Annotated in this window: 22 protein-coding genes; 7 read left to right on the top strand and 15 right to left on the bottom strand. The window is 46.6% G+C overall.

The genetic code is table 11. The features are described 5' to 3' along the window. Positions 1–109 precede the first annotated feature (109 nt). The 6 genes from CXK86_RS23990 to CXK86_RS23965 form a co-directional block, all read right to left on the bottom strand. Complete coding sequence (locus tag CXK86_RS23990) at positions 110–1186, bottom strand: efflux RND transporter periplasmic adaptor subunit (RefSeq protein WP_047841820.1); 1077 nt, start codon at positions 1184–1186, stop codon at positions 110–112. Positions 1187–1214: 28 nt separating this feature from the next. Beyond that, complete coding sequence (locus tag CXK86_RS23985; protein WP_101314708.1) at positions 1215–2585, bottom strand: ABC transporter permease; 1371 nt, start codon at positions 2583–2585, stop codon at positions 1215–1217. A gap of 18 nt (positions 2586–2603) precedes the next feature. Continuing rightward, positions 2604–3287, bottom strand: coding sequence for an ABC transporter ATP-binding protein (locus CXK86_RS23980; protein ID WP_036606319.1), 684 nt, complete (start codon positions 3285–3287; stop codon positions 2604–2606). Positions 3288–3670: 383 nt separating this feature from the next. Then, complete coding sequence (locus CXK86_RS23975) at positions 3671–4834, bottom strand: hypothetical protein (RefSeq protein ID WP_101314707.1); 1164 nt, start codon at positions 4832–4834, stop codon at positions 3671–3673. Next, positions 4831–6297, bottom strand: coding sequence for a sensor histidine kinase (locus CXK86_RS23970; protein WP_101314706.1), 1467 nt, complete (start codon positions 6295–6297; stop codon positions 4831–4833). Before CXK86_RS23970 ends, CXK86_RS23975 begins: the two co-directional genes overlap by 4 nt. Beyond that, entirely contained in the window at positions 6294–7007 is a 714-nt protein-coding gene (locus CXK86_RS23965; protein ID WP_036606313.1) for a response regulator transcription factor, read from the bottom strand. The genes CXK86_RS23970 and CXK86_RS23965 overlap by 4 nt, the downstream gene beginning before the upstream one ends. A 216-nt stretch (positions 7008–7223) precedes the next feature. On the opposite strand from CXK86_RS23965, the gene CXK86_RS23960 reads away from it, so the two are divergent. Both CXK86_RS23960 and CXK86_RS23955 read left to right on the top strand, forming a co-directional pair. Continuing rightward, entirely contained in the window at positions 7224–7700 is a 477-nt protein-coding gene (locus tag CXK86_RS23960; RefSeq protein WP_036606312.1) for an RNA polymerase sigma factor, read from the top strand. A 222-nt stretch (positions 7701–7922) separates the two neighbouring features. Further along, the gene (locus tag CXK86_RS23955) at positions 7923–10709 is read left to right on the top strand and encodes a DUF5689 domain-containing protein (RefSeq protein ID WP_373888076.1); all 2787 of its coding nucleotides are present in this window, start codon (positions 7923–7925) and stop codon (positions 10707–10709) included. A gap of 96 nt (positions 10710–10805) precedes the next feature. On the opposite strand, the gene CXK86_RS23950 is transcribed toward CXK86_RS23955, so the two are convergent. The 5 genes from CXK86_RS23950 to CXK86_RS23930 all read right to left on the bottom strand — a co-directional run bounded on the left by CXK86_RS23950 (position 10806) and on the right by CXK86_RS23930 (position 15008). Further along, positions 10806–11066: a hypothetical protein gene (locus CXK86_RS23950; protein ID WP_101314704.1), complete on the bottom strand. Its 261-nt coding sequence runs from the start codon at positions 11064–11066 to the stop codon at positions 10806–10808. 317 nt (positions 11067–11383) lie between these two features. Further along, positions 11384–12190: a phosphonate ABC transporter, permease protein PhnE gene (gene phnE / locus CXK86_RS23945; protein ID WP_101314703.1), complete on the bottom strand. Its 807-nt coding sequence runs from the start codon at positions 12188–12190 to the stop codon at positions 11384–11386. Further along, entirely contained in the window at positions 12187–13038 is an 852-nt protein-coding gene (phnE, locus tag CXK86_RS23940) for a phosphonate ABC transporter, permease protein PhnE (RefSeq protein WP_036672541.1), read from the bottom strand. Before phnE (CXK86_RS23940) ends, phnE (CXK86_RS23945) begins: the two co-directional genes overlap by 4 nt. Then, entirely contained in the window at positions 13035–13832 is a 798-nt protein-coding gene (phnC, locus tag CXK86_RS23935) for a phosphonate ABC transporter ATP-binding protein (protein ID WP_101314702.1), read from the bottom strand. Before phnC ends, phnE (CXK86_RS23940) begins: the two co-directional genes overlap by 4 nt. A gap of 177 nt (positions 13833–14009) precedes the next feature. Next, positions 14010–15008 carry a phosphate/phosphite/phosphonate ABC transporter substrate-binding protein gene (locus CXK86_RS23930; RefSeq protein WP_373865020.1) on the bottom strand — a complete coding sequence of 333 codons (999 nt, stop codon included), beginning with the start codon at positions 15006–15008 and terminating at the stop codon, positions 14010–14012. A gap of 258 nt (positions 15009–15266) precedes the next feature. On the opposite strand from CXK86_RS23930, the gene CXK86_RS23925 reads away from it, so the two are divergent. Continuing rightward, positions 15267–16871 carry a bifunctional metallophosphatase/5'-nucleotidase gene (locus tag CXK86_RS23925; RefSeq protein WP_101314701.1) on the top strand — a complete coding sequence of 535 codons (1605 nt, stop codon included), beginning with the start codon at positions 15267–15269 and terminating at the stop codon, positions 16869–16871. 92 nt (positions 16872–16963) lie between these two features. On the opposite strand, the gene CXK86_RS23920 is transcribed toward CXK86_RS23925, so the two are convergent. From CXK86_RS23920 to CXK86_RS23905, 4 genes are all read right to left on the bottom strand, one after another. Next, positions 16964–17299 (bottom strand): hypothetical protein, encoded by a 336-nt coding sequence (locus CXK86_RS23920; protein WP_101314700.1) that lies wholly within the window; start codon positions 17297–17299, stop codon positions 16964–16966. 274 nt (positions 17300–17573) lie between these two features. Beyond that, positions 17574–19412 carry an ABC transporter ATP-binding protein gene (locus CXK86_RS23915; RefSeq protein WP_100526568.1) on the bottom strand — a complete coding sequence of 613 codons (1839 nt, stop codon included), beginning with the start codon at positions 19410–19412 and terminating at the stop codon, positions 17574–17576. Continuing rightward, positions 19393–21201, bottom strand: a complete 1809-nt coding sequence (locus tag CXK86_RS23910; RefSeq protein ID WP_101314699.1) for an ABC transporter ATP-binding protein — start codon at positions 21199–21201, stop codon at positions 19393–19395. Before CXK86_RS23910 ends, CXK86_RS23915 begins: the two co-directional genes overlap by 20 nt. A gap of 245 nt (positions 21202–21446) precedes the next feature. Continuing rightward, positions 21447–22505, bottom strand: coding sequence for a CotH kinase family protein (locus CXK86_RS23905; protein WP_101314698.1), 1059 nt, complete (start codon positions 22503–22505; stop codon positions 21447–21449). 338 nt (positions 22506–22843) lie between these two features. On the opposite strand from CXK86_RS23905, the gene CXK86_RS23900 reads away from it, so the two are divergent. Genes CXK86_RS23900 through CXK86_RS23890 form a run of 4 tightly spaced genes read left to right on the top strand, consistent with a single transcriptional unit; the run spans position 22844 to position 25813 of the window. After that, positions 22844–23599: an LSm family protein gene (locus tag CXK86_RS23900; RefSeq protein WP_101314697.1), complete on the top strand. Its 756-nt coding sequence runs from the start codon at positions 22844–22846 to the stop codon at positions 23597–23599. A 53-nt stretch (positions 23600–23652) separates the two neighbouring features. After that, positions 23653–23790 carry a hypothetical protein gene (locus CXK86_RS32285; protein WP_161799422.1) on the top strand — a complete coding sequence of 46 codons (138 nt, stop codon included), beginning with the start codon at positions 23653–23655 and terminating at the stop codon, positions 23788–23790. Continuing rightward, positions 23791–25137, top strand: a complete 1347-nt coding sequence (locus CXK86_RS23895) for an arsenic transporter (RefSeq protein ID WP_101314696.1) — start codon at positions 23791–23793, stop codon at positions 25135–25137. Between the two features lie 13 nt (positions 25138–25150). After that, on the top strand, positions 25151–25813 hold the full coding sequence (locus CXK86_RS23890) for a DUF2642 domain-containing protein (protein ID WP_101314695.1): 663 nt from the start codon (positions 25151–25153) through the stop codon (positions 25811–25813). The last annotated feature ends 23 nt before the right edge of the window (positions 25814–25836 follow it).

Here is a 25836-nt window from a genome sequence, read left to right as displayed (position 1 = left end):
CGAGGTCCATCGTGGCAATCTGCCACAATGAACCTCGTGTTTTTCAATGCCGAATTAACCGTTCGTCTAGCTAATCATTACATATATGCCTTGTTCTTATATTCTACATCTAAGGCAAAACGACAATGTCTCCCGGTTTCAAGCCACTAACCACTTCCGTCTTGTCCCCCGATTCCATTCCAGCCTGGATCGTCAGCGGCTCTGTTTGTCCATTGCCCTTGTCTAACAGTACGTAAGGCTCGGTCTGATCCCGCATGATCGCGAGACTGGACACTACCGTCACTTTATCCTTCCGCATCGTCTCGATATCGCCTTCCAGACTCACGCCTCCATACATTCTGGCGTCCGGCTTCAGATCAATGACCACGTCAAACTGTGAAGCTTGCTTGAGGTCCGTATCGGTACTCTTGCGGGCGAATTTGGACACCTTACTTACCTTCCCGGTGAATTGCAGGTCTTTCTGCGCTGTCATTCGCACCTTAACCGGCATGCCCACCTTGAGCCTGAACATTTCTTCCTCACCAACAATCGTCATAAATTTCAGTTTGCTGATGTTTGTAATGGACCCGATCAGCTGTCCTTCCGTCACCGCACGTGTCTTGCTATCCTCTTCATTCATCTGAAATATACCGGAAGCGGAAGCATACACAACAGACTTACTTATAACTGCCTGCTTTTTCTGTATCTCCTTCTCCTTGAGGACCAGCGCTTTTTGATTCAATTCATTCGTCAGGCGTTTACCTTCCCGATCTGCAAATGCCTTCTTGCGCTCCTCTTCCGTCACGCCAAGGGACTCACTCATATTCGCCTGATCCAGGGTAACCTGATTCATCTTGTTTTCCAGCTGAGCTTTCTCCAGATCACTCTGCAACTGTTCTACTTCCGTTTGTAACGTGGAAGTATCGAGGGTAAACAGGATATCACCTTTGCTCACCTGCTCACCACTTTTCACATGCCACTGCTTGATGTTGGAAGCATACGGAGCAAAGATATCCGTCTGATCGGTGTATACGGATTTCCCCTTCACCTGTATCGTTTGCGTCATTGTTTCCTGTGTCACATCAAAGGTAATCGGGGGCGGAATCTCTATAGGTGCCTCCGGTTTTGGCTTGTACTTTTCATACAGCCAGTATCCTGCACCTGCCAAAAGTACAACAGTGATGATGATTTTAATCCATTTCTTCATGTGCCCAATTTCCCTTTCGCTGATAAAATTACATTGATTTGATCACAGTTAATGCATTGGTCCGAGATGCGCTGATTGCCGGATATATACCTGATACAATGCCAACCAGAATAGCAAAAACGATGCCAAGTGGCAGAGCCGACTGCTGAATAACGACGGTCATCGGACCATTCATCTGATCTGCCATCTGACTCGCCAGCAGACTGTTCACCCCGCCGAGGGCAGCAAAGGCAATCCCCACACCAGCCACGCCGCCCATTAATCCAAGCATCGCTGCTTCCGTAATAAACATCTGACGGATCTGCCACAGATTTGCGCCCAGCACCTTCATCACACCGATCTGTTTACGACGCTGATGCGTAGACATAATCATCGCTACAATAATGGATAATGAGGCCAGCAGCATGATAAAACCACCGATCCCCAATGCCGCTTTTTGGTACATCGCCAATTGACCTGCCATCGCTTCCTCCTGGAACAGATTACTCTGTGTGTTTAACGTCAGCTTTTTAATCTGTTCTTCCACCTGGGATACATAACGTTTGTCCTCAACCTTGACCAGAGCCGAGTTAAGATGCTTGGCCGCACTGCTGTCGGCCTGCTGTAATCCAAGCTCATCCTGCAATGCACGAGCTGTATCGAGCGGCAGATATACTTTTTTATCGTTTTGAGCGCTCATATCATCCATGTTGGAAGGCTTCATCAGTTCTCCAGACACGCGTATAGAACCACTCATTTTGGTTTTGCTCGCATTCGCATAATCTTCATATCGGAACTGAACCAGCTGCTGAACCAACTGATCCTGCTTCGCAGACATTTCCGTAAACTGCTCCAAAAGCTCATTGTTATATGGATCAGCATTCAACTGCTCAAATAACTTCTGAGTTACTTTGGGGTCCACGAGTCCAAATGCAGCCCCATAACTGGTTACCGCCATACGACCATCCTCTGCCCCACGTCCCTCAGCATACTTGTATCCAAACCCGCCCAGGGTCTCCAGCTGGGTACCAATGACCTCAACATACGTGCTGCGACCATCCGAAAGCACCATTTCCAGCGAATCCAGCTTTAACATGGGAGCCACGGCAACCACATGGGGAAGTCTTTGGATAATCTGAATCTTTTCCAACGTCAATGCTCCCCGTTCAAACTTCGATGTCTGACCATTCCCCTTGCCGTTGCCGGTACGAATGCCCTCATTAGGCGTAATCGTAATTTCATCCATCTTGTAATTGTCGTTTAATGTTTTCTCGCTATAGGTCTGTACAGACTGCCCCACACTAAGTGCAATGATCATGGCGGCAGAACCGATGGACAGCCCCATCATACACAGCAGCGTGACCATTTTTCTACGAATGATCTGTCCCCAGGCCATACGTGCTACATCCCGTATTCTCACATTTCCTCTCCTTTTGCCTCAAACTTCCCTTACAGCCTCTTCAACCAATATTCCATGTTGCAGTGTAAGCACAACTTGCATCTGCTCCGCGACCTCTGCTTCATGTGTCACAATGACAAAGGTTGTATTCATATCCCGGTTAAGCTGCTGCAAAATCGCAATAATCTCTTCCTCCGTCTCGGTATCCAAATTTCCCGTTGGCTCATCTGCAAAGATCACCGAGGGTTCGGTAATGAGCGAACGTGCAATACTGACACGTTGTTGTTGACCGCCCGACAACTGGGACGGGAACAATTTTGTTTTTTCACCCAGTCCAACCTGTTCCAACAGCTTTAATGCTTTAGCTTTGCGTTTCGAAGGGCTTATCCCCATAAACACCAAGGGTAACTCTACATTTTCCCGGATCGTAAGATTGGACAGCAATTCATAGGATTGAAAAATAAACCCGATATGACTGCGCCTGAACTCAGCCAGGCGATTTTCACTGAAACGTACAATATCTTGTCCCGCAATTAGAATCTTGCCCTGATCCGGTTTCATCAGCCCCGCCATCAGATTCAGCAGTGTGGATTTACCCGAACCAGAACTGCCCAGCAGGGCTACCATCTTGCCTTCTCCAATCGTCAGGTTGATATCCTGAAGCACCGGCACAGTTCCCTGGCCATTGCGGAACGAGTGGGATAATTGTTCAACTTGAAGCATTGCTACATGTCTTCCTTTCTACTTGCTAAATATGTACAGAGGTTGTTCAAAAAAACCCGCTTTTGATTACGAAGGATGTCTAATGACATCATCAACATCGAATATAGAATTCAGCCGAAATGTCCGTTGCTCACGTAGTTTTCCCTACGCTCTGCTACTCCATTTCTAGCTTCATCCCATCTTCTCGGTACTGAAAACCAGTTTTTTTGAACTTGTATGTATAGATTCGTGTAGCACATTCCCTTATCATTATAGGGTGGAGATGTATCCGGGCTGGCCGGAGTTGTATCCAACTTGTAACATGTCATAACAAAAAGACCTTGTCCACAGAGCAGCTATCGCTCCATCAGACCAAGGCCTTATATTCGTATACCTTCCGCAGCTTACCAGGCTCTGAAACTAAAGCGGTACATTTCACTTTTATCCACTGAGCTGCTTACAGCAAATAATTCATCGTCATTCCATTTCAGACTGATGAAGTTATCAATATTGCGATAGATCACCGTATCCGACGAAATCTTGCTGTCATTCAGGTAGGCAACATGCAACTCATTTTTCTGATTCTGACTGTCCATCGGGAAAAAGTAAGCTATTCGGGATTCATCTGCATCCAGATCGAAACTCCAGATCGAACCTTGTAATAACAGATCATACTGCTCCTCTGCTGCATGATACCGATACAGCCCCTGTACCTTATTCATCGTTCCCTGGATGAGCATGTCACCATTTTTCAGCAACTTGTACTGTTGAATATCCTCCATTGCAGCATACGCCTTCACTTCATGCTCATCCTCAAGCGATACACGATAGATAGCATACTTGTCTTTCAGCATCACCAGTATATAAAACTGTTGGTGATCCTCACTGACCTGCAACACATCCATAACGATAAACGTATCACTCGAACCTTTCCCTTGTTTTGGTCCTGTGAACATGCTCATCAGCTCTTCATACGTGTAGATGACATGACTCGTCCCCTGGCTCAAATCAACTTGTTTAAATAACAGATCATCCTGACCGATGTAGGATTCGTTCCCTACAAACACTCGATAATACGAGTTGTCGTACGGAAGCTTGCGACGTTCCCCGCTCTGTATTATATACTCATACGTTGTCTTCTGCGTCTGACCTGCCCGATACTGGGAGTAAATGATTTTCTTGTGATCCGGGCTGATCGTTACACCGTAATCCGTATTAGCCGCAATGTTCTTCACTTCCTTATCATCCAGATGCAGAAGAGACAGCTTGAGCCCTGAATAGGAAAATTCCGGCTGATTAAATATAATCGTATTCCGGTCTAACACTTCAAAATCAAAGATCGCAAAGTTATTTGGAATCTTGGTAGCCGACTCGATCTGAATCGTACTGCTCGGTGGTGGTGCCAGACGGCTGTTGAACTGCTCACTTGGCAAAATCACCGTTCTTGGTTTGAGATTTCCGAGACTGAACAGGCTCCCAATCCCAAAAATCCCGCTGACAAATGCGATCAACAACCCTGACAGCATCAATCTGTCACGATTTTTACGCCAAAATCCAGGATGTCTCATGCGTTCATTTCCCCCGGAAGACTGATATTCACTTGTGTCCCTTCCCGCATGATGCTCTTCATCTCCACTGTTCCTCCATGACGCTCAACGATGTTCTTCACAATAGATAAACCCAGCCCGGCACTGCCTTTCTCGGCCCTGTTGATTCCTTTATCCTGGTAAAAGGGTTCAAATACATGTTGGAGCGCTTCTGCACCGATTCCTTCCCCCTGATCACGGATCACAATAGCAATGGAATCACCTAACCTGAAGGATTGTACTTCGATAATGGAGTTCACATCACTGTACTTGACCGAATTATCCAGGATGTTGAGGAAGACCTCCTTCAACTTATCCCGATCTCCCTGCACATACTGATGTTCCTCCAGCTCATAGTGAATGCCTATATTGTACTTGCTCGCCTTAATCGACATGTCCTCACAAGCTTCACGAATAATATCTGATATATCGATACGTTCGAACCGGTATGCCTGAATGACCGCAGAGGAGACCGAGACCTCCAGAATATCCGCAACCATCGTGTTGAGACGCTGGCTTTCCTTGATGATATAATTCATGCCCTTGTCAAAAAAGTCCTGGTCGGTAAATCCGTTATCCCGTAAAATCTGGGCGTATCCCAGAATCGTCGTTAAGGGTGTCTTCAATTCATGTGTCACATTGTCAAAAAAGACTTTGCTTCTGGCCTGTACTTGCTTCACTTCGTCCCGCTCTCGCTCAATCACATCAATCTGCTCCCGAACCCGATCAATCATGACGGTGAAGCTTGAAGCCAGTTCACCGATCTCATCCTTGGTTGTAATCTGAATGTCCGCATTCAGACTTCCTTGGGCCACTTCCGCAGAACGTTTCGTGAGTACACGGATGGGTTGTGTAATTTTCCGGGAAATAAAGATGGATGCGATAAATACAAATACGAAAATAACTGCTGCAAAAAACTTGATTGTATTTTGAAAACGAAGGTTGCGTTTGAACAATTCCGTGTAATCCTTCTTCATCTGTACGATTCCAATCAATTGTTGATCCATCTGGAGAGGGAAGGACAGACTGGCTGTGACCCGACCCTTATCCACAACTGTGGTGTAAGCAATCCGGGAATGTACGGCTTCCTCCACATCAGGATGGTCAGACCGCTTAGCAACGTTAACCTCGCTGCCAACAGATTCGTATGGCGAAGCATCGGGGCGATATACTATAATCTCCCCACCAACGGCTGATCCAATCTGCTCCGCGAGCTCGCGACTCCCTGCTTCGAGCGAGTCTCTGCTCATGCGTTTGTTATGTATCAGAAAGTACTGATTCAGCGCAATGTCCAGATTTCTTTTGGATTGCACCATATCCTCATGCACTTCCCGGTACATATTCTCCTGGGCTACCTTATTGGACAGAATCAGCAGGACGGAGAATCCGATAAATACAATGACCGAGAATAACACCACCATTTTGAACTGGATCGTCCACTTCATGTCTGTACCTGAATATTCAGCTTGTACCCCACACCGAATACCGTTTCAATCATCGAAATGCCTTGCACACCACTATCCAGTTTCTTGCGAATCCGTTGCACATGAATGTCCACCGTTCGGGTATCCCCTGCAAAATCAAATCCCCATACCTTGTCCAGCAGTTCAGAACGTGTATGAACCTTACGATGATGGGTCACGAGAAATAACAATAGATCATATTCCTTATTCGTAAGCCCTGCCCGTTCCCCGTCTTTCCACACTTCCCGTTCATCCTTGCGGATCTCAATATGCTTGCCAAGCCTTACCACCTCATAGGACTGATTCTCCAGTGTCTCGCTGATCAGATCAATCCGGCGAAAGATCGCCCGAATGCGTGCAACCACTTCACGGATATCAAAAGGCTTCGTGATATAATCATCCGCCCCAAGCTCCATGCCAAGTACCTTGTCCAGCATGTCCGACTTCGCAGTGATCATGATGACAGGTATCTTGGAGTTCACAGATAGTTGCCTGCACACATCAAAACCGCTCATATCTGGCAGCATCAGATCCAGCAGGATCAGATCCGGCTTCGAATCCCGAAGCAGATCCAGACCCTCTTTTCCCGTAGCTGCTTCCTTGATCTCAAATCCTTCCTTACGTAACGAATAGGACAAAATATCGCGAATGGACTCCTCGTCCTCAATAATTAAAATCTCTTTTTGTCTCATGATACTTTCGTAATCTCCCTGCTCTATGAATTTCCTTCATCTGCCTTTATTTTGTATCCCAAGCGGTATGCTTGAATAGAGGGAAGCACGAAATGTTACAACTCCGATACAACTCTGAACCTTTTGGAAACAACCACCCGATATACTTGGATAATAAAGAGACTCATACCAGACCGGACCCAAGCCTGATCTGTATCCAAGGGGGATTCACATCATATGAACAGCACACAAATTAATGATGCTTATATCAACTATAAATCAGAAATCACAAGGTATCTATCCCATATTGTCAAACAACCGCAAGATGCAGAAGATCTGGCACAGGATTGTTTCATTCGACTAATGAACGTTACCGTGGATATCCCTGAAGATCGCATTCTCTATTATCTCAAACGCATTGCCCGTAACCTGGCGATGGACAGCTTCCGCAGGCGGACCCGTACACTCAGACGAGACAGCCGTCTGGAGGTACCTACCCACCACGTCGATACTTCCCACCTTGAAATTAGCGAAGGTGTTCATGATCTTGTTTCCCATATTAACAACACCGAACATCGTAAAATATTAGAACTTCGCCTCATCCATGGATACTCCATTAAGGAAACGGCAGAGCTGGTGAATCGCAGTGAAGGCATGATTAAATCCTCTGTCTTCCATGCCGTCAATCGAATTCGGGCCAAAGTCATCTCATAAGAGATGGCTTTTTATTTGCGTAAAATCAATATGTACGCAGAATTGGATGGATTATGACGGGACCGAAATACCTATGGATATGTCAAAAGACCCAATTTTACAAATATCGAGTTAATTTTTACAAATTGTTATGACTATGTGAGATTTTCATGTGGTAGAATATGGACGAACTCATGAATCAACTAATATTTGGGAGGGATTTGGTTGGGTAAATTAACAGGTATGCGAGGAGTAGTTTTAAAATCACTCCTCGCATTGTCCATGGCTTTGCCGCTTCAGGTCGGATTATGGAACGGAGATGCATCGGTTCATGCGGAAGGACCGACAGACCCGGCACCGTTCATCCAGGCAAAGGTTGTGAACCAAAATGCAGGTAAAAAAGTATTGTTCGACAACTCTCACGGCCAAACGGCTGGAGCTGCAGACTGGGTCATTGATGGAGGTTTCTCCGACTTCGGGAATGCACTCGCGAATGATGGTTACTATGTCAAAGAACTTCGCAAGACAACTCCATTTACCTATGATGATCTGAAAGAGTATAACGTATTCGTTATTGCAGAGCCTCAAATTCCTTTCAAAACATCCGAACAAGCAGCACTCAAACAATATGTTGAAACGGGCGGCAGCATCTTCTTTGTTGGAGATCACTATAATGCAGACCGTAATAAAAACCGCTGGGATGGCTCTGAAGTCATCAACGGCTATCGTCGGGGAGCATTCGAAGATCCGGCCAAAGGTATGAGCACCGATGAGCGTAATTCTGAAGCGATGCAAAATGTAACCGGCTCGGACTGGTTGTCCGATAACTTCGGCGTACGTTTCCGCTATAACGCACTTGGCGATATCAACGCCAATATCGTTGTACCGGCAGATCAAGCCTTCGGCATCACAGAAGGCTTATCGGCTGTAGCCATGCACGCCGGTTCAACACTTGCAATCACCGATCCGGAAAAGGCAAAAGGTATTGTGTACCTGCCAAAAACCAACGCAAAATGGAATAACGCGGTAGACCAAGGTGTCTACAACGGCGGCGGGATTGAAGAAGGTCCTTACGTGGCTGTATCCAAGCTGGGCGCAGGTAAAGCTGCCTTCATCGGTGACTCCTCTCCAGTAGAAGATGCATCACCAAAATACTTGCGTGAAGAGACAGGCACACGCAAAACAACTTATGACGGTTTTAAAGAAGCCGATGATGCCGTGTTGCTCGTGAACACCGTAAACTGGCTTGCTACACAAGAGAACTACACAAGCCTGACTGAAGTGAACGGACTTGAACTGGACACAGCTACAGCGCTGTTGCCATTCGAAGAGCCGGCTGCTTCCACAGAACCACAGGCTGAACCTTGGTCCGCACCTGCTGCCGGATATAAGTGGTACGATCGTTCCACGTTCAAGGCTGGTTCTTACGGTGGCCCTGCATCCAGTGCGAACGCTGCATACAGCTTCGTGAAACAGGATACTCTTCCGAATGCAGAAGACTTCCAGATTCGTGTAGTTGTGGAGAACATGGCTCCGAACACAACCGTATCCGGTTATAGTGCCGGTATCTATCTGACTGGCGGAACACAGGTCGCCATGATCCAGAATGAAAGTGGTACTTGGCCAACTTCGTACGGGTATAGCTCCACATTCAGTGTAACCTCGGACAGCCAAGGTCGCGGGATCAAAGATCTGGACGTCCGGATCAAACCAGGTACAACTGGCGCTGCCAGCTTGCGTCTGCGTCTGAATGGTAGCAACCTGATCACCAATGCCGTGACTGTTGGCAATGTGCCAGCAGAACAGCTTCCGGAAGAAGAAGGACCGATTCCAGCAGCTATCACAGTTGCTGAAGCACGTACCAAAGCTGCTGGCACTACCGTAACCATCGAAGGTGTTGTGACGACAGAGCCTGGTGCATTCGGTGGACAAGCCTTCTATCTTCAAGATGAAACTGCCGGAATCTACGTATTCCAGCACACTAGCGGCTTCCATGCTGGTGACAAGGTGAAAGTAACAGCAGCAACAACCATCTATAACAGCGAGTTCGAGCTTACCGATATCGTTGCGATTGAGAAAACAGGTACGGCTTCCGTACCTACTCCAATCGAGGTTACTGCAATTACAGATGCGAACCAAGGTCAACTGGTTCAATTGAAAAATGTAACGATTGAGAATATCATCAGTGCTACACCCGTTGGATCTTTTGAATTCGACGCGGTAGCAGCAGATGGAACGAGCACACACATCCGTGTAGACACCCGTACAGGTGTGACGGAGACTTCCTTCCCTTATGCTGCTGGTGACAAAATCGATATCACAGGCGTTTCCGCTATTTTCAAAGATGTATATCAATTGAAACCTAGAAGTTTGAATGATTTTGTACCTGCTGAAGAGCAAGGTGGCGGCGAAGTGCCTTCCACTCCAGCTGCAGGAGCACCGGGTAAACCGGTGCTTTCTTCTGATAATGGATATACCACTGGCCTGTTCGAAGGTTCGTACAACGTAAGCATGAACCTCTGGTGGGGTGAAAACGGTTCTGAGTACAAACTGTATGAGAATGGCGTTCTGATCGATACGCAGAAGTTGACTGCGGCTTCGCCATCGGCTCAGTCCTCCAAAACCGCCATTACAGGCAAAGCCAACGGCACGTATACTTATGTAGCTGAGCTGACCAATGACAAAGGCACAACACGCAGTGACGTGCTGACGGTACAAGTAACCAATGCTGCTCCGGGCAAAGCTACGTTGTCCCAAAACAACTGGGATGGTGACGGCAACTACAACGTATCCATGAACCTCTGGTGGGGTACAAATGCAACCGAATATCGTCTCTATGAGAATGATGTATTGATTGATACACAAGCGTTGAACGCAGCAACACCAGCTTCCCAAAGTGCTACAACTGAATTGTCGGGTCGCGCTAACGGAACGTACACGTACCGTGCTGAGCTGATCAACGCTGCAGGCGTAACCAGCACCGAGACAATTACGGTTCAAGTTACTAAAGCTTTGCCTTTGGCTAGTTAAGTCTCAGTAAAGAAGCCTAACGTTTAACCAAGCAACTAAAAAACCGAAACCAACATTGCCTGATTCACAGGGTAACATGGTTTCGGTTTTTTAGGTTCATTTCAAACGTTCCAGCTCATTCCATTTCTTCCAACCTAGAATACTGTTCCATACAGCAGCATAAACAGCCACGGCGATAACACTGATGACAAAAATCCAGTTTATGTGGGGATACGGATAACTTCTCCCCGTGAAAACGATCAGGATTGCACTGAGTCCAATATTCTCTATGTTATGCTTTTTAAACTTCTGAAAGAACATTCTGTAGAGTAATAGGAGTACCATAAACCCAATCCATATAAAATAAAATACTTCCATAGGTCACCTTCCTTTTAAAGCTCACTTCTTGTATCGGTATCTATAAAGAGTATTAATTAATATCCTTAATTCCCTTTATATAGAAACATATTAATCTTATATGTAATTGGAAAATTATTCAATCATTATTATACAATTCTTGGAATACTCTTATTCCTCAGCCGTTAGCAGACCATCAAGAACGCTACTTTGTTTATTGTCTGACACACAAAAAAAGACTATCCTTGCCAATATTTTGGCACCGAATAGCCCTCTCTTCTTACGCTATCAACTTATCTTAATTTATCATCTAATATATTCGTAGCGCCACTTTAATTCTACACCAGCTTCTTACGAATATACCCCGAGATCAGGTCGATAATCGTGATCATCACGATAATACCCAGCAGGATTATACCTACTCGCGGCCAGTTCCGGGTGCTCAATGCAAAGATCAGTGGTGTACCAATTCCCCCTGCTCCGATTACACCCAGTATAGTCGCGGAACGTACATTGATCTCAAAACGATACAACGTATAGTTCAGGAATCCAGGCATAACCTGCGGCAGGATGGCAAACCACAACTGCTGCATACGATTGGCTCCGGAGGCAAGCAGCGCCTCAGATGGGCCATAGTCGATATTTTCAACTTCATCCGCGTATAATTTGCCTAACATGCCGATGGAGTGTAATCCAAGGGCGAGTACCCCTGCAAACGATCCGGGACCTACTGCCTTAATGAATAACAAGGCCATGATAATCTCAGGGAACGTGCGGATAAAGCTGAGTACCATTTTACCTGCACCCGAGATGGAACGATGCCCACTCATGTTACGGGCAGACCAGAAGGCAAACGGGATACAGAGCACGGCCGAGATTACAGTACCTAGTACGGAGATTGCCAACGTGTCTAGAAGTCCGCGCAGCAGGTCTTCTCCCTCAGGCAAATATACAAACTCCCAGTCCGGTGAGAAAATCCCGGCTACAATGGCTTTCATAATCTGAGCGGCAGTTTCCTTGAAACCAGTAAACGGTACACCGGCAAGCGCCCAGGCATACATAAGGATTAACAGTAACACAATGACCCAGCGTAGCGGGTTCTTCCGTGGTTTAGGCCGGATGCGGCTTGTTTCATTTTTCATCATAGCAATTTCTCCCGCAGCTTAGTACTTACATAATCAATGACCAGAACAATGACGAGGGTAAACAGAATGATTACGCTGGTCTTGTCATACTCCAGGAACCCAAGTGTTGCCTCATAGTAGAGTCCAATCCCTCCGGCTCCCACCAGTCCCAGAATGGCAGCAGCACGTATATTAATTTCGAAGGCATACAGCACATAGGATGTGAACTGGGCAGCCAGTTGCGGCACCACGCCATATACAATGAGCTGAATCCGGTTCATACCAACAGCCGTCATCGCTTCCAGCGGCCCCTGATCAATGGTTTCCAGCGTCTCATACGTCAGCTTCGCGATCAGACCTATCGAGAACACAGCCAGTGCCAAGATTCCGGGGATTGGCCCCAAACCAAACACAGCAACGAACAAAGCAGCAAGCAACAGATCCGGCACGGTCCGAATCAGGTTCAACAGAAAGCGCGCCGGATAGTAGATCCAGCGACTTGGCATCAGGTTACCGGCACAGATAATCGAGACTGGAATTGCAATAATCGCACCAATGGTTGTCCCAATCAGGGCCATTCGAATCGTTTCAAGCATGCCTTGCACGATATTATCAAAGTAACTCCACCGGGGCGGGAACATCTCCTTCAGCAGATCCAGCATGTTGGGAAAACCTTCAAACAACTCCGTGAAGCTGGCATCCGTCTGTTTGGCACTGGCCCACAGAAGGAGCAGTATGATCACTAAGGTGAGCAAATGTTTCGTACGCCCAGGCGGTTTCGGGCGATTTACAACCTGAGCCGGGCTAGAACCAGGTTCCTTCCCCACTCCGCCTGAATTCTGAAGTGGAACGTTGGACTGCCCCTTCATACCACAACTTCTCCCTGCTCATGCACAGTCTGCTTGTCTAGCAATTCGTCAGCCAGAATTGGTCTGCCGTAAATTTCTGCAAAGCGCTCATCCGTTGCCTCTTCTACCGGGCCGTCGAAGACCACCTCACCTGCACGCAATCCGACAATACGGGTCGCATACTCTCTCGCCAGATCAATAAAGTGAAGATTGACGATCGTCGTAATCCCAAGGTCTTGATTGATGCGTTTCAGGTCATCCATGACCTGTTTTGTTGTAAGTGGGTCAAGTGAAGCAACCGGTTCGTCGGCCAGAATGATTTTTGCTTCCTGTGCCAATACACGGGCAATAGCCACACGCTGTTGTTGTCCACCAGACAACTGATCTGCACGGGAATAAGCTTTCTCCGAAATATTCACACGATCCAGCGCAGTGAATGCCAGTTCAATATCCTCTTTTGGAAAACGACCCATAATGGTACGCATAGTGGAATGATATCCAACCCGTCCAGCGAGTACGTTACGTAGTACACTGGACCGTTTTACCAGATTGAAGCTCTGAAAAATCATGCCGATGTCACGTCTGATCATGCGCAGCCGTTTGCCTTGTGCCTTCGTGATGGAACTTCCGTTAATCAGAATCTCGCCCTCACTAATGTCGTGCAGTCGGTTAATGGAGCGTAAGAGCGTTGATTTACCCGCACCGGACAGACCCACTACAGCAATGAATTCACCCTGCTCAAATTTCAGATTAATATTATCCAGGCCCTTGGTGCCGTTAGCGTAAGTTTTGGTAACGTTATGAAGCTCAATCATGACAATATCCTTCTTTCATTCATAATGATCAACCATACATGAGTCCTTGCTATAATGGCACAAGCCAGCGCAGCGTAGATCACGCTGAACTGGCCTGTCCATTGCTACGATTAAGCTGTTCCCATCCAAGAAAGCTACTACAATGTGAACAGATCCCGAACTACTTTTGGATCAAAATTATTCACCTTTCACTTTTTCGCCATACTGACGAACGATCTCAAACTTGCTATCATCGGACTCTACATAACCTTCATGCGTATAGATTTCTTTGATGATCTGGTGACCTTCAGTATCTTTACCGATATCGATGAAGGCTTGTTTGATCTTCGCAGTCCAATCTGCATTCATGTCTGTACGAACGGCAATGGTATCGTTAGGAATAGGCTCAGTGAACGCCAGTACTCGTGTATCTTCAAATACAGTCGGATAGTCTTTAGCTACCGTGTTGCGGGCATCTTGGAAAATAGCTGCTGCATCAACGTCACCGTTTAATACAGCGATAACACCTTGGTCATGACCTTTCAACGTTACAGGTGTTACATCTTTTAATGGATCAATGCCTCTGTCTAGCAACAGACCTGCTGGCCATACATAACCTGCGGAAGACGTTACGTTTTGGTAAGCGACTTTTTTACCTTTAAGGTCCTCGATGGATTGAATCGGCGAATCTTTTTTCACAATGAACATGGATTTATAGGAATCCGCCAACTCTTCGGTTGGAGCACCTGTCTCATCATTTACACCGAAACGTTGTGCTTGCAAGATAACCTGCGCAGCGCCTTTTTCTTTAGCCAGTACATAAGCTGTCGGAGGCAAGAAACCTACGTCTACTTTGTTGGAAGCCATTGCTTCAATAATTGTGTTGTAGTCGGTGGATACGCTGACTTTTACCGGAATGCCCAGTTTGTCACCAAGCAACTTCTCCAGCGGTTTCGCTTTGGCTTCAAGCGTATCTGCGTTCTGGGAAGGAACAAATTGAACCGTCAGTTCAGTTGGCACATAACCTTCGACAGCTTTCTCTGTCTCTGCCGTAGACGTACCGGATGCATTCGAACTCGAATTATCCCCGTTAGCCGAACCTGTTGTACTACTGCTAGACCCACAAGCACTCAGAAACAGAACCAAAATCAACAATGGTAAAAATAAAGCAGACTTCTTCAAACGAACACCCTCCAAAGAGTTTCTATTTTTCAGTACTTATCTACTATAGTTGCCAAATATTAGCGCGATGTGAAACGAAATTTGGAGTTTTGTAAAGTTTCCTGTCAGGCTGTCAGCGCGACTTGTATCTGTTAGAATAGGCTCATTATGGTTGAAGATATAGGAAGAACATCGGAGATAACGGCGCATACTTCGGTTCTTCAAGCTATTCATTCTTCTCCGTTTTATAGTAATTCCATATATCTGAACTTATATATTAGAGGAGATTGTAAAATGACATCCACAAACCATACGGCAAGCTTCGATATTCTGTATACCAGTGATCTGCACGGGGCGATCCGTCCCATTCATTACAATACCAATGCCTACCGCCCGGCTGGGCTTGCGCTGCTGGCTTCCCTGATTCGGAAGGAACGTGAACGTTCACCTGAATTGATGCTGGTGGATAACGGGGATCTGCTGCAAGGATCACCCTTGGCCTCCTATGCAGCTTCACAGGTTTCCAAAAACGAGGTGCATCCATTCATAACGGTACTGAATGAACTCGGTTATGATGCTGCGGTGATGGGCAATCACGAGTTTAACTATGGTCAGAATCTGTTGCGCGGAGCAGTTGAAGCTTCCAATTTCCCTTGGCTGTCTGCCAATATTGTAAAAGATGAGCAACCAGATGTACCTACCTTCGGTCCTCCGTATCTAATCAAAACCTTGTCTACGGGTGTCAAAGTAGCCCTCTTGGGCGCAACTACGCACTACATACCGAACTGGGAGCACCCGAAAAATATTGAGGGTTTACAGTTCCTTGATGCCTTGGAGACGATTCGTACATGGGTCAGCTATATCCATGAGCATGAACAACCAGATGTAATGGTTGTCAGTTATCACGGTGGATTTGAGAGTGATCTGGAGACAGGCGAGCCCGCAGAACGGTTAACTGGAGAAAATCAAGGCTATGCCATCTGTCGGGACATCGAAGGCATCGATGTGTTGCTTACCGGACATCAGCATCGTCAGCTTACCGCTAATATTCATGGTGTAACCGTCATTCAGCCAGGCTTCAGTGGAAATGGTGCGGGGCATGTATCCCTTCAGTTGGAACAATCATCGGGCGGCAAGTGGCAGATTACAGATAAGCAGGCTCGGTTGTTACTTCTGGATGAACATCATGAGGTTGAACCTAATGCAACCGTCATGAAACTGACGGAAGAGCTGGAAACTGAGGCACAAGCATGGCTTGATCAACCCATTGGCGAGGTGGCTGGGGATTTATCCATCACCAATGCTACGGCTCTGCGACTCAAGGCACATCCATTCATTGCTTTTGTACATCAAGTGCAGATGGAAGCGACTGGAGCGCAGCTCTCCAATACCGCCATGCTGAGTGAAGAAGCTCGCGGTTTCGGGAGTCACATCACCGTTCGGGACGTGTTATCCAACTTCATCTATCCTAATACTCTGACGGTGCTGGAGTTGAGTGGTCAGGATATCCGGGAGGCACTGGAACAAACGGCACGTTACTTTGAAGTGAATGCTTCTGGTGAGGTGGCAGTTAATCCGGCTTATATAGAACCCAAACCTCAACATTATAATTACGATATGTGGGCTGGCATGGAATACGAGCTGGATATCTCCCAACCTGTTGGCAGTCGAGTTGTGAAGTTGGAACATGAAGGCAAGCCAATGGACATGAATGGCATGTACTCTGTGGTGATGAACAGCTACCGCGCTGCTGGCGGCGGGGATTATGCAATGTATCCGGGCAAAAAGGTACTGCACGAAGGTGCCACGGACATGGCCGCACTGGTGGAGGATTATATTCGCAGACACCAACCGTTAACGGTTGAACAGCCAAATAACTGGAAAGTTATTGAAAGTTAAATGAGAAAGAGCAGGTCCTGTGATCAGGATCTGCTCTTTTGTTTTCAACCTATTGCTTACTTGTTCTTGTTGAATTATCCTGTCCTGTCCCGTTATCCGACATATTGAAGAATTAACTGATATAAGGCTATGGCAAATCCTAAGATACTCGCTTTCATTTTAGATGGATGATTTCTTTCGCTGCGAATCAAATAAAAGAAAACCAAAATAAACCCTGCGGGGATCCATAGCTCAAAGACACCATTTGTTGTACTTTGAGAATAAATTGGCGTAATGAACGTACTAATCAAAAAGTAAAAGAAAACCGTAAAACGTCTTGTTTCTAACTGCTTGCTCCACCTTACTAGAATGAAAATAATAATGATTGCGATAATCGTAATGTGTAAAGGGGGAAAAAGAAGAGCAGCATTCCCAAATTTGAATTCCATTCCGCATTGCCCTCCTCTCTTCTAATGCATCACATGACTGACTACAGGCATACGTGTAAAAATTCATTCTCATGCTTCAAAACCGCTGGCAACCGTCCAAAAACGGACCTATTCCAATATATCCTTATTTTAACATACAATCACAGTTCCATTTCCCACGTTTATTCAATAAAATATGCAAAAAGAGCAGAAGTGAGGAGCATCGTGCCCTCATCCCTGCTCATTTTACATACCTACAAGTTTTCTAATACATGTCCCATATTATCCAAAATGACTATTGCGCCTTTTTACGCAGCTGACTGTAATACAGCTCGCTGTAGAAACCGCCTTGTTCCAGCAGGGCATCATGCGAGCCTTGCTCCAGTAGCTGCCCATCCTTCAGCACCAGAATTCGGTCTGCCTGACGGATCGTGTTCAGCCTGTGGGCAATGACAAAGCTGGTACGGCCTTGCATCAGGCGTTGCAACCCTTCCTGGATTTTAATCTCCGTAACAGTATCAATACTGCTCGTCGCTTCGTCCAGTACAAGTATGGATGGATCTGCCAAGATTGCCCGGGCAATGGCGAGTAATTGCTTCTGCCCCTGACTAATGCCGCTTCCATCGGCCTGGAGCACTTTGTCGTACCCATCCTTCATACGCACAATGAAGGAATGGGCATTCGCCAGCCGAGAGGCTGCTTCCACCTCTTCATCCGTCGCGTCCAGACGGCCAAACCGAATATTTTCCCGAATCGTACCCTGAAACAAAAATGAATCCTGTAATACAAATGCCATATGTGACCGCAGATTCTCACGCCGAATGGTGGTCATATCGCGTCCATCTACCGTTAATGTGCCACCTGTTGGATCATAGAAACGGGATAACAGCTGAATTAATGTTGTTTTCCCCGCTCCGGTCGGACCGACAAGGGCAATCATCTCCCCCGGTTTGGCTTCAAAGCTGATGTCATGCAAAATGTTACGTCCTTCATCGTATCCAAAGGATACTTTGTCAAAGCGAACGGCTCCCTCTACCTTGTCCAGAGATATCGCTGCCCCTTCATCCTTCGCTTCCTCATCTTCGTCCAGCACCTCAAATACACGCTCAGCCCCCGCAATCGCGGACAATAACGTATTCCACTGGTTCGCCAGATCATTCAGCGGACGAGTGAATTGACGGGCATATTCCACAAAGATAATAATCACCCCAACCGTAACGGAACCCTGAATCGCCAGAATACCACCGATGCCCGCCACAATCGCAAAGCTCAGGTTGTTCAATCCATTCATCAGTTTCGGGATAAAACCAGAGATCGTCTGTGCCCAGAAACCGGAAATCCGGATGCGGGTATTTCGTTCCTCAAAACCGCGAATCACCCGCTCCTCTTGGGAGAATGCCTTAATGATCCGTTGCCCGGATAACGTCTCTTCGATATAACCGTTGAGTTCACCGAGATTGCGCTGCCGCTCCTTGAAGAGCGGTCCCGTTCTGCGCGTAATCCAACGCATGCCGATGGCCATCAAAGGCACAACGATAAAGGTAAGCAGGGTCAGTAGCGGACTGAGCCAGAGCATAACCCCAAACGTTCCGAGCAGTGTTAATACACTCGAGAAAATCTGGATCGCCGAGCTGTTCAACGTACCGCTGACATTCTCGATATCATTGGTCACCCGGCTCATAATCTCCCCCTGCTGGCGTTTACCGAAGAATGGAATCGGTAATTTGTGCAGATGGGAGAACAGATCATACCGCATGCGGAACACGGTTTCCTGTGCAATTTCGATCATCCATATATTTTGTAACCAGGATGTAAGAGAGAACAAGACATACACTGCGGTTAATCCAATCAGAAACCGAGTCCAGCTTGCCCCGGCTTCGCCCGCGATGAAATCATCCACGGCCACCCCTACCATGTAAGGGCCAAGCAAAGCGAGTGCGGAACTGGCAAACACCATCAACAGTACCATGGACAGCTTAACCTTGCGCCGTGCCAGATAGGTCCAGATACGACCTAGCGTACCTGACCAGTTCTTCGCCCGTGCCTTGGGTTTGCGACCACCGCCTGATCGTAACGTCTCCGGATCAATCGGCGGTGGCGGCTGACGGAAAGGCTCAATGAATGCTTTGAACATGCTGTGCACCCTCCCCGTATTGTGATTCATGGATTCGACGATACAGCTCTGACGACTCCATCAGGTCTTCATGTTTTCCTTGCCCAATGAGTTGTCCATCATCAAGCAGCAGAATCAGGTCCGCCGAAGTGGTTGAACTGATCTTCTGGGTGATGATAAACGTGGTACACGACAATTCCTCCAGCGCATCGAGCAGTCTGCCTTCTGTAGCCACATCCAGCGCACTTGTGCTATCGTCCAGAATCAAAATTCTTGGTCTACGTACCAGTGCTCGTGCAATGGAAAGTCGCTGCTTTTGTCCACCGGAGAGATTCACTCCCCGTTGACCCAGCAATGTATCATAACCGTTTGGTAAATTCTCAATTGTTTCATGGATCTGCGCGCGCTTCGCGGCTTCCACGATCTCATCCAAGGTAGCATCTTCCTGACCCCAGGCAATATTCTCCCGGATGGAACCGGTAAACAGGACAACCTCCTGAGGCACATAACCAATCGCACCACGCAGCATGGACAGATCCAGCTCTGATGCATCGGCACCATCAATCCGTACCTTTCCTTGATCCTCTGTGTATAAACGCGGAATAAGCTGTACCAGCGAGGATTTGCCTGAGCCTGTTGCTCCCATAATGGCAATACGCTCCCCCGCTTTTGCCGTAAATGTGATGTTATCCAGTACTGTAATTTCACTATTCGGATAACTGAAGCCTACACTGCGGAATTCGACCGCTCCCTGAACAGCGCGCTGTTTCTTCGCCGGGAATACAGATTGCGGAAAATGCGAAGATTTCATAGATCCAGCAGATGGTGCAGACGTTGATTCTGCCTTATTCTGTTCAGTCTCCGACGTGTCCTCCGTATTAAACACTTCATTCAGCCTTTGCGCCGAAGCGCTTGCTCTGGAGAAGGTTACCAGAATCCATGACAACGCAGACATGGCACCAATTGTGCGAAGCAGATAGTTAATCACCGCGACCACTTCACCCACGGTTGCATTACCGGAGGCAATGTCGACTCGTCCAAACCATAACACGGCGATGATACAAACGTTCATCATCAGCAGCATGAACGGCATCGTGGTCTCCGTCAAGCGCAGCGCGGAAATTGTGCCTTTCATCAGCTTGCCGCTGAATCCGGCAAAGCGTTCGATCTCATGGCTCATCCGTACGAAGACACGGATCAGCCGAATGCCTGTCAGATTCTCCTGGATGACTCCATTGACGGCATCCAGTCTGCGCTGCACATTGCGGAACAGCAGCGCTGCCTTTTTGATCATCCACACTACAACAATGAGCAGTACAGGCACCATGACAACCAGCAGCAGACCCAACCTCGGGTTCACGATTACTGCCATAATCATGCTACCAATCACCACCAGGGGCACACGTGTCATGAATCGCAGACTCATGAAGACGGTGTCCTGAACCTGGGTCACGTCCCCCGTTAATCGGGTAATCAGGGACGACGTCGCGAACCGGTTAAAGACGGCATAAGAGAACGTTTGCACTTTCTCATACAACTTCTCCCGCAGATCGTATCCGAACCCCAGACTTGCATGGGATGCAAAGAACGAACTCGCAATTCCGGCAGCAAAAGCCACAACAGTACTGCCAACCAGCACACCGCCCCACAACCAGACGACAGAAAGGTCTCCCTGCTGAATCCCGTTATCAATGATCTTGGAGATCAGATAAGGCTGAGCCAGCTCCACCGCAAGCTCAATTAACATCATGACCAGGGCTGCAATCGCGGCAACTCGGTACTTCTTCAAGTAGTACAACAGCTTGATCATAAGCATTCCTCCGGCTCGGAGCACCCTAAACCGATAACACGTTCCAGCTCAGAGCCTCCATTAGACATGTTGTTTTCTCCACAGCGTCCAATATGTAATCATTTCTATGTACACATATGGTTATTATAGCGTATTTTACAATGCCGCTTCTATTCTTATTACCCTACTTTTCCCAATACAATAAACTTCTCTTCATTTTGGCAGTAAAAAAAGGAAGGTCTCCCTCCCCCACACTAGTTAAGTGCTTACAGCTGACGTAGTTTTTCACTTAGATACTCCCGACGTTTCAGCACATATTCGCGAATTCTTTCCGGTTCACCTGCAAATACATCCATGGGCCATTTCATGTAAGGATCTTTGTTGACATCTTCACGAATCTCATTGTGTAACCGATTCACCAAGGGCATAATTCGCTTCTCTGTAAAAGCATTCATCAGATGCTGGCGCATCAGCTTTTTATATTGTTGACGGAAACTGCGGAATGCCAGCAATCGTCCGGTAAGTCTGTTATACCCCTGAATTCGAACAAGATTGGGATCAACTCGAGTTCCATAACAGTTCCTCCCCCAAGTACCCTCATAATCCCAAGGCAGGATGCCATATTTTCCGCTTTTGATTTTCTCATACCATGTGTAATTCTGATGAAATCCGTCGAAGTTCCCTGTAAGCACAGCTCCACTTAACCAGCGTAAATAATTGTCTGTATCCACCCTCGACTGTAAAAAACGAAACAATTCCAGCCTGGACTTTATGTTCAACTGCTGAATAAAGTTACGTAGCCTTGTGCGATCCACATCTTTACCACGAATTAAGCTGTACCCTGACAATAGATCGGTACTTGTTGAAGAGGAATTCGAATTTATCATAAAACCAGCATGATCATTTACCGCATAGAAGATACTGCGCACAGGGATTTTCCGTTGGCGAAAAAAGAAGGATTTCACTCCTTCGATCCTCAGGTATACACCCAGAAGCTGCCCGTTCAGATAGAGTACGCAGTGTTGTGTAGACGGTGCGGGTACACGAATCGACTCAAAAAAACGAAAAGAAAGTGCATTGCGCAACAACGAAGGATCATCATACTCCGCATTAAAATGATACGTTCGGCTGGATGTACGAATCTCAAATGATTTTTTGGGATAACCGCGTGTATGTCCTCCACGGTATCGAAGCCGGATCGGAAACGGCTTACCGTCCATCTGCATCGTGCTGTTCACAAACGTCTCTGACCATATATTGGACGTTAACTGTTGATATTCGGTTGGAGACAAGCTGATATGGTAGACAGGTAGAGCCATTTCCATCCGCCTTTCGAGTACCTGTAAGATTCGCCCGTAGGCTCTTACATCATCCTATGCAGATGCACAGAAAGTCGTACGGGCGAATGCACAGTCCTGATACTTATCGCATCCCAATTCACTTGTCATAATGCGGAATAACCGGGTTATTAATCTATAAATTTACATCATTTTCATAGATTATAGCTGAAATGGTATAAATATAGTTAACTGGCTAGTCCCTCCAAGAGGCATGTCACATATGCTTAAACTACAGACAGACACGAATGACGAATGGAAGGGATCATAATTACATCCACCATTTTTGTCCATCTGAACTTATACCATGGAAGGGGTCAAACACAATGTCTATGAATGGTCAAGGAATGAGAGGTTTGTTGGGAAGAGAGATTAAGATTAACCGGGGAGGACCTGATTCAGTACAAGGTACACTCACGGACGTACGCTGGGACTATATGGCGATGAACTGCAAAGAAGGGATTGTCTACGTTAATGAATCACATGTCAAAAGCATAACAGATACAGGCCGTTCCGGTGGTAACCGAAATGCAGCCATGGGGAATCCTATTCCTTCCAACACGTTTTTGGGCGTTATGCAAGCACTCCGCTTCCGCCGTGTTCAGATTAACCGGGGAGGACCTGAAAAAGTGGAAGGCATCCTGGCCGATGCCAACCAGAACCAATTGATCATGACTTTGAAAAATCAGGAGATTGTTCGTATTCCGATGCAACATGTGAAATCTGTATCCCTCGTACGTGGTGGTGGGAACAACAACAACAATAACAATAACAGTAGTAATACAAGTCAAGGGAACCAAGCAGCCCAAGGTAATCAGGCGGCTCAAGGCAACCAGTCTCGTGGCAACCGTTCTCAAGGGAACCAAGCAGCTCAGGGGAACCAATCCCAGGGTAATAAGTCCGGCGGCAACAAGTCACGGAGCAACCAAGGCAATCGTTCTCAGGGGCAACGAGTTCAAGGCAACCAATCCCAAGGCAATAAATCTGGTGGTAACAAGTCAGGTGGCAACAAGTCGCGAGGCAATCAAGGCAACCAAGGCAGTCAATCCCGTGGTAACAAATCCGGCGGTAAAAAGAAGTAACTGAAATAAACTGACAACTTAAGTTATCTACCAGCTTAAAGGGGGGAATTATCATGTTGATCTTCGTCGCATTAGTCTTGATTGGTGTGCCTTTTTACTGGATCGTTGCACCCGGAAGGCCCACTCCATCCCATGAACATCTGCTTCAGGCTTCGTCAGGACTTCTCCCCCTGGGAGGTGAATCACAGTAAATGCCTGACTACCAGTTGTGGTTAACCTTCGGGGTCTTTATCATCACTGTCATTTTCCTGATGTGGCGTCCTGGCGGATTGAATGAATCTATACCCACCTCGCTTGGCGCCCTTCTTCTTATTTTAACTGGAGTGAGCAGCTATGCTCACATTGTTGGAATCTTCGGGATCGTATCTGGTGCAGCCGTAACAATCCTCTCTACCATTGTCATGTCGATTATTCTAGATAGCATCGGTTTTTTTCGCTGGATCGCTTTGAATATGATTGAGAAAGCAAGAGGTTCCGGCTTTCGATTGTTCTGGCTAATTCTATTACTTTGTTTTCTCATGACCATCTTCTTCAACAATGATGGCAGTATTCTGATCACAACTCCGATCATTATTCGAATCTGTTCTATACTTCGTCTGAAAATGCATCAACAGTTACCCTACCTGATCTCCGGTGCGCTAATCGCTACGGCTTCCAGTGCGCCAATTGGACTTAGTAATCTGGCAAATCTGATTGCTTTGCAAATGGTTGGCTTAAATCTGAATACTTATACTCAGATGATGTTTGTGCCATCCATGCTTGCGATCATGGTGATGACCGTACTGCTGTTCTATTATTTTCGTAGAAGTATTCCCAAAGTTATTCATCATTTCCCTGTATCCCTGCAGTCTTCATCAGGTTCAGGATATCATCCGCTACAGACGACTGAATCCGAGAATAAAGTAGACTGGTGGCTGTTCCGTGTCTGTATAGGCATCGTTGTATTTATCCGTGCAGGATATTTTCTAGCTGAGCAAGTTGGTATACCCATGGAGGTAGTTGCAATCACTGGTGTTATTCTCATGCTCGCTGTGCGTTGGTATCGCACCCGGACTGGACTCAAAGATGTGATAACACAAACGCCTTGGCACATTTTACTCTTCGCCTTCAGCATCTATGTTATTGTAGATAGTCTTCACCGAGCAGGCATGACCGCATGGATCATTCAGTGGATGAAACCGATAATAGAAGGAGGAAATGCCAGCATCATTGCTGTGTCGGGGTTAATGCTCACTCTGCTTTCCAATCTGTTCAACAATTTGCCCTCCGTGATGATTGGGACCTTTGCTGTTACAGACCTTCCACTAAGTGAATCCCAACTGCATCTTGCGTATCTTGCTAATATTCTGGGAAGTGATATCGGAGCCTTGCTGACGCCTATTGGCACCTTAGCAACGTTAATTTGGATGTATATATTAAAGACCCATCATATTCGAATCTCCTGGAAACAGTATATGAAAGTTACCTTTATTGTGATACCGATAAGTCTAATTGTTAGTCTAATTTCACTATATATTTGGACGTCTATAATCTACTGAGAGGAGGTATACTGTGGAACTTCTTACGCATTGGCTGGGTAAATCCGTCGAATTAGAGCTGTCTGGCTGTAAACTACCGATCCAGGGTGAGATCATTGATGTAGGCCAGGATCTGATTGTAGTCTACGGAAATCAGCGATTTGTTTATATTCCGCTTCATCATGTTCAATCCATGCATGTCAGCACAGCAGATGATTCAAGTATAGTTTTGCCAACACCTGACCCCGAGATGGATCACACCAACATCTCTTACCGCAAAATGCTGATGAACGCCCGTGGACGATTCAGTGAAATCTCCATCGGAGGGAAAACATTGCATGGTTATATTACAAATATTATGAATGACTACTTTATGTTCTACTCTCCTTTATATCATTCTATCTACGTTTCCATTAATCATCTGAAGTATATTATTCCTTCCCCTACTAACAGCACACCCTACTCCCTTAGTAAGCAACATTTCCCTATGCAACCCTCGTCCATGTCACTCTCCCGTACACTCGATCAGCAACTTCATAAAATGATAGGTGAACTTGTTGTACTCAACCTCGGTTGCAAGCCTTACCGAGCAGGGTTATTGAAGAATGCAGACAACCACTTGCTTGCATTGGTAGAAGCAGATGGGACTTCTTTAATTATGCATACCGATCATATCCAAACCATTCATCTCCCTTGAGTATCAGAAGAACACAAAGGTTC

The organism is Paenibacillus sp. BGI2013, assembly GCF_002843485.1.
GTDB classification, from domain to species: Bacteria; Bacillota; Bacilli; order Paenibacillales; family Paenibacillaceae; genus Paenibacillus; species Paenibacillus amylolyticus.
Note: the sequence above shows the minus strand (reverse complement) of the source record. Positions and strands in the feature narration are given on the sequence as shown.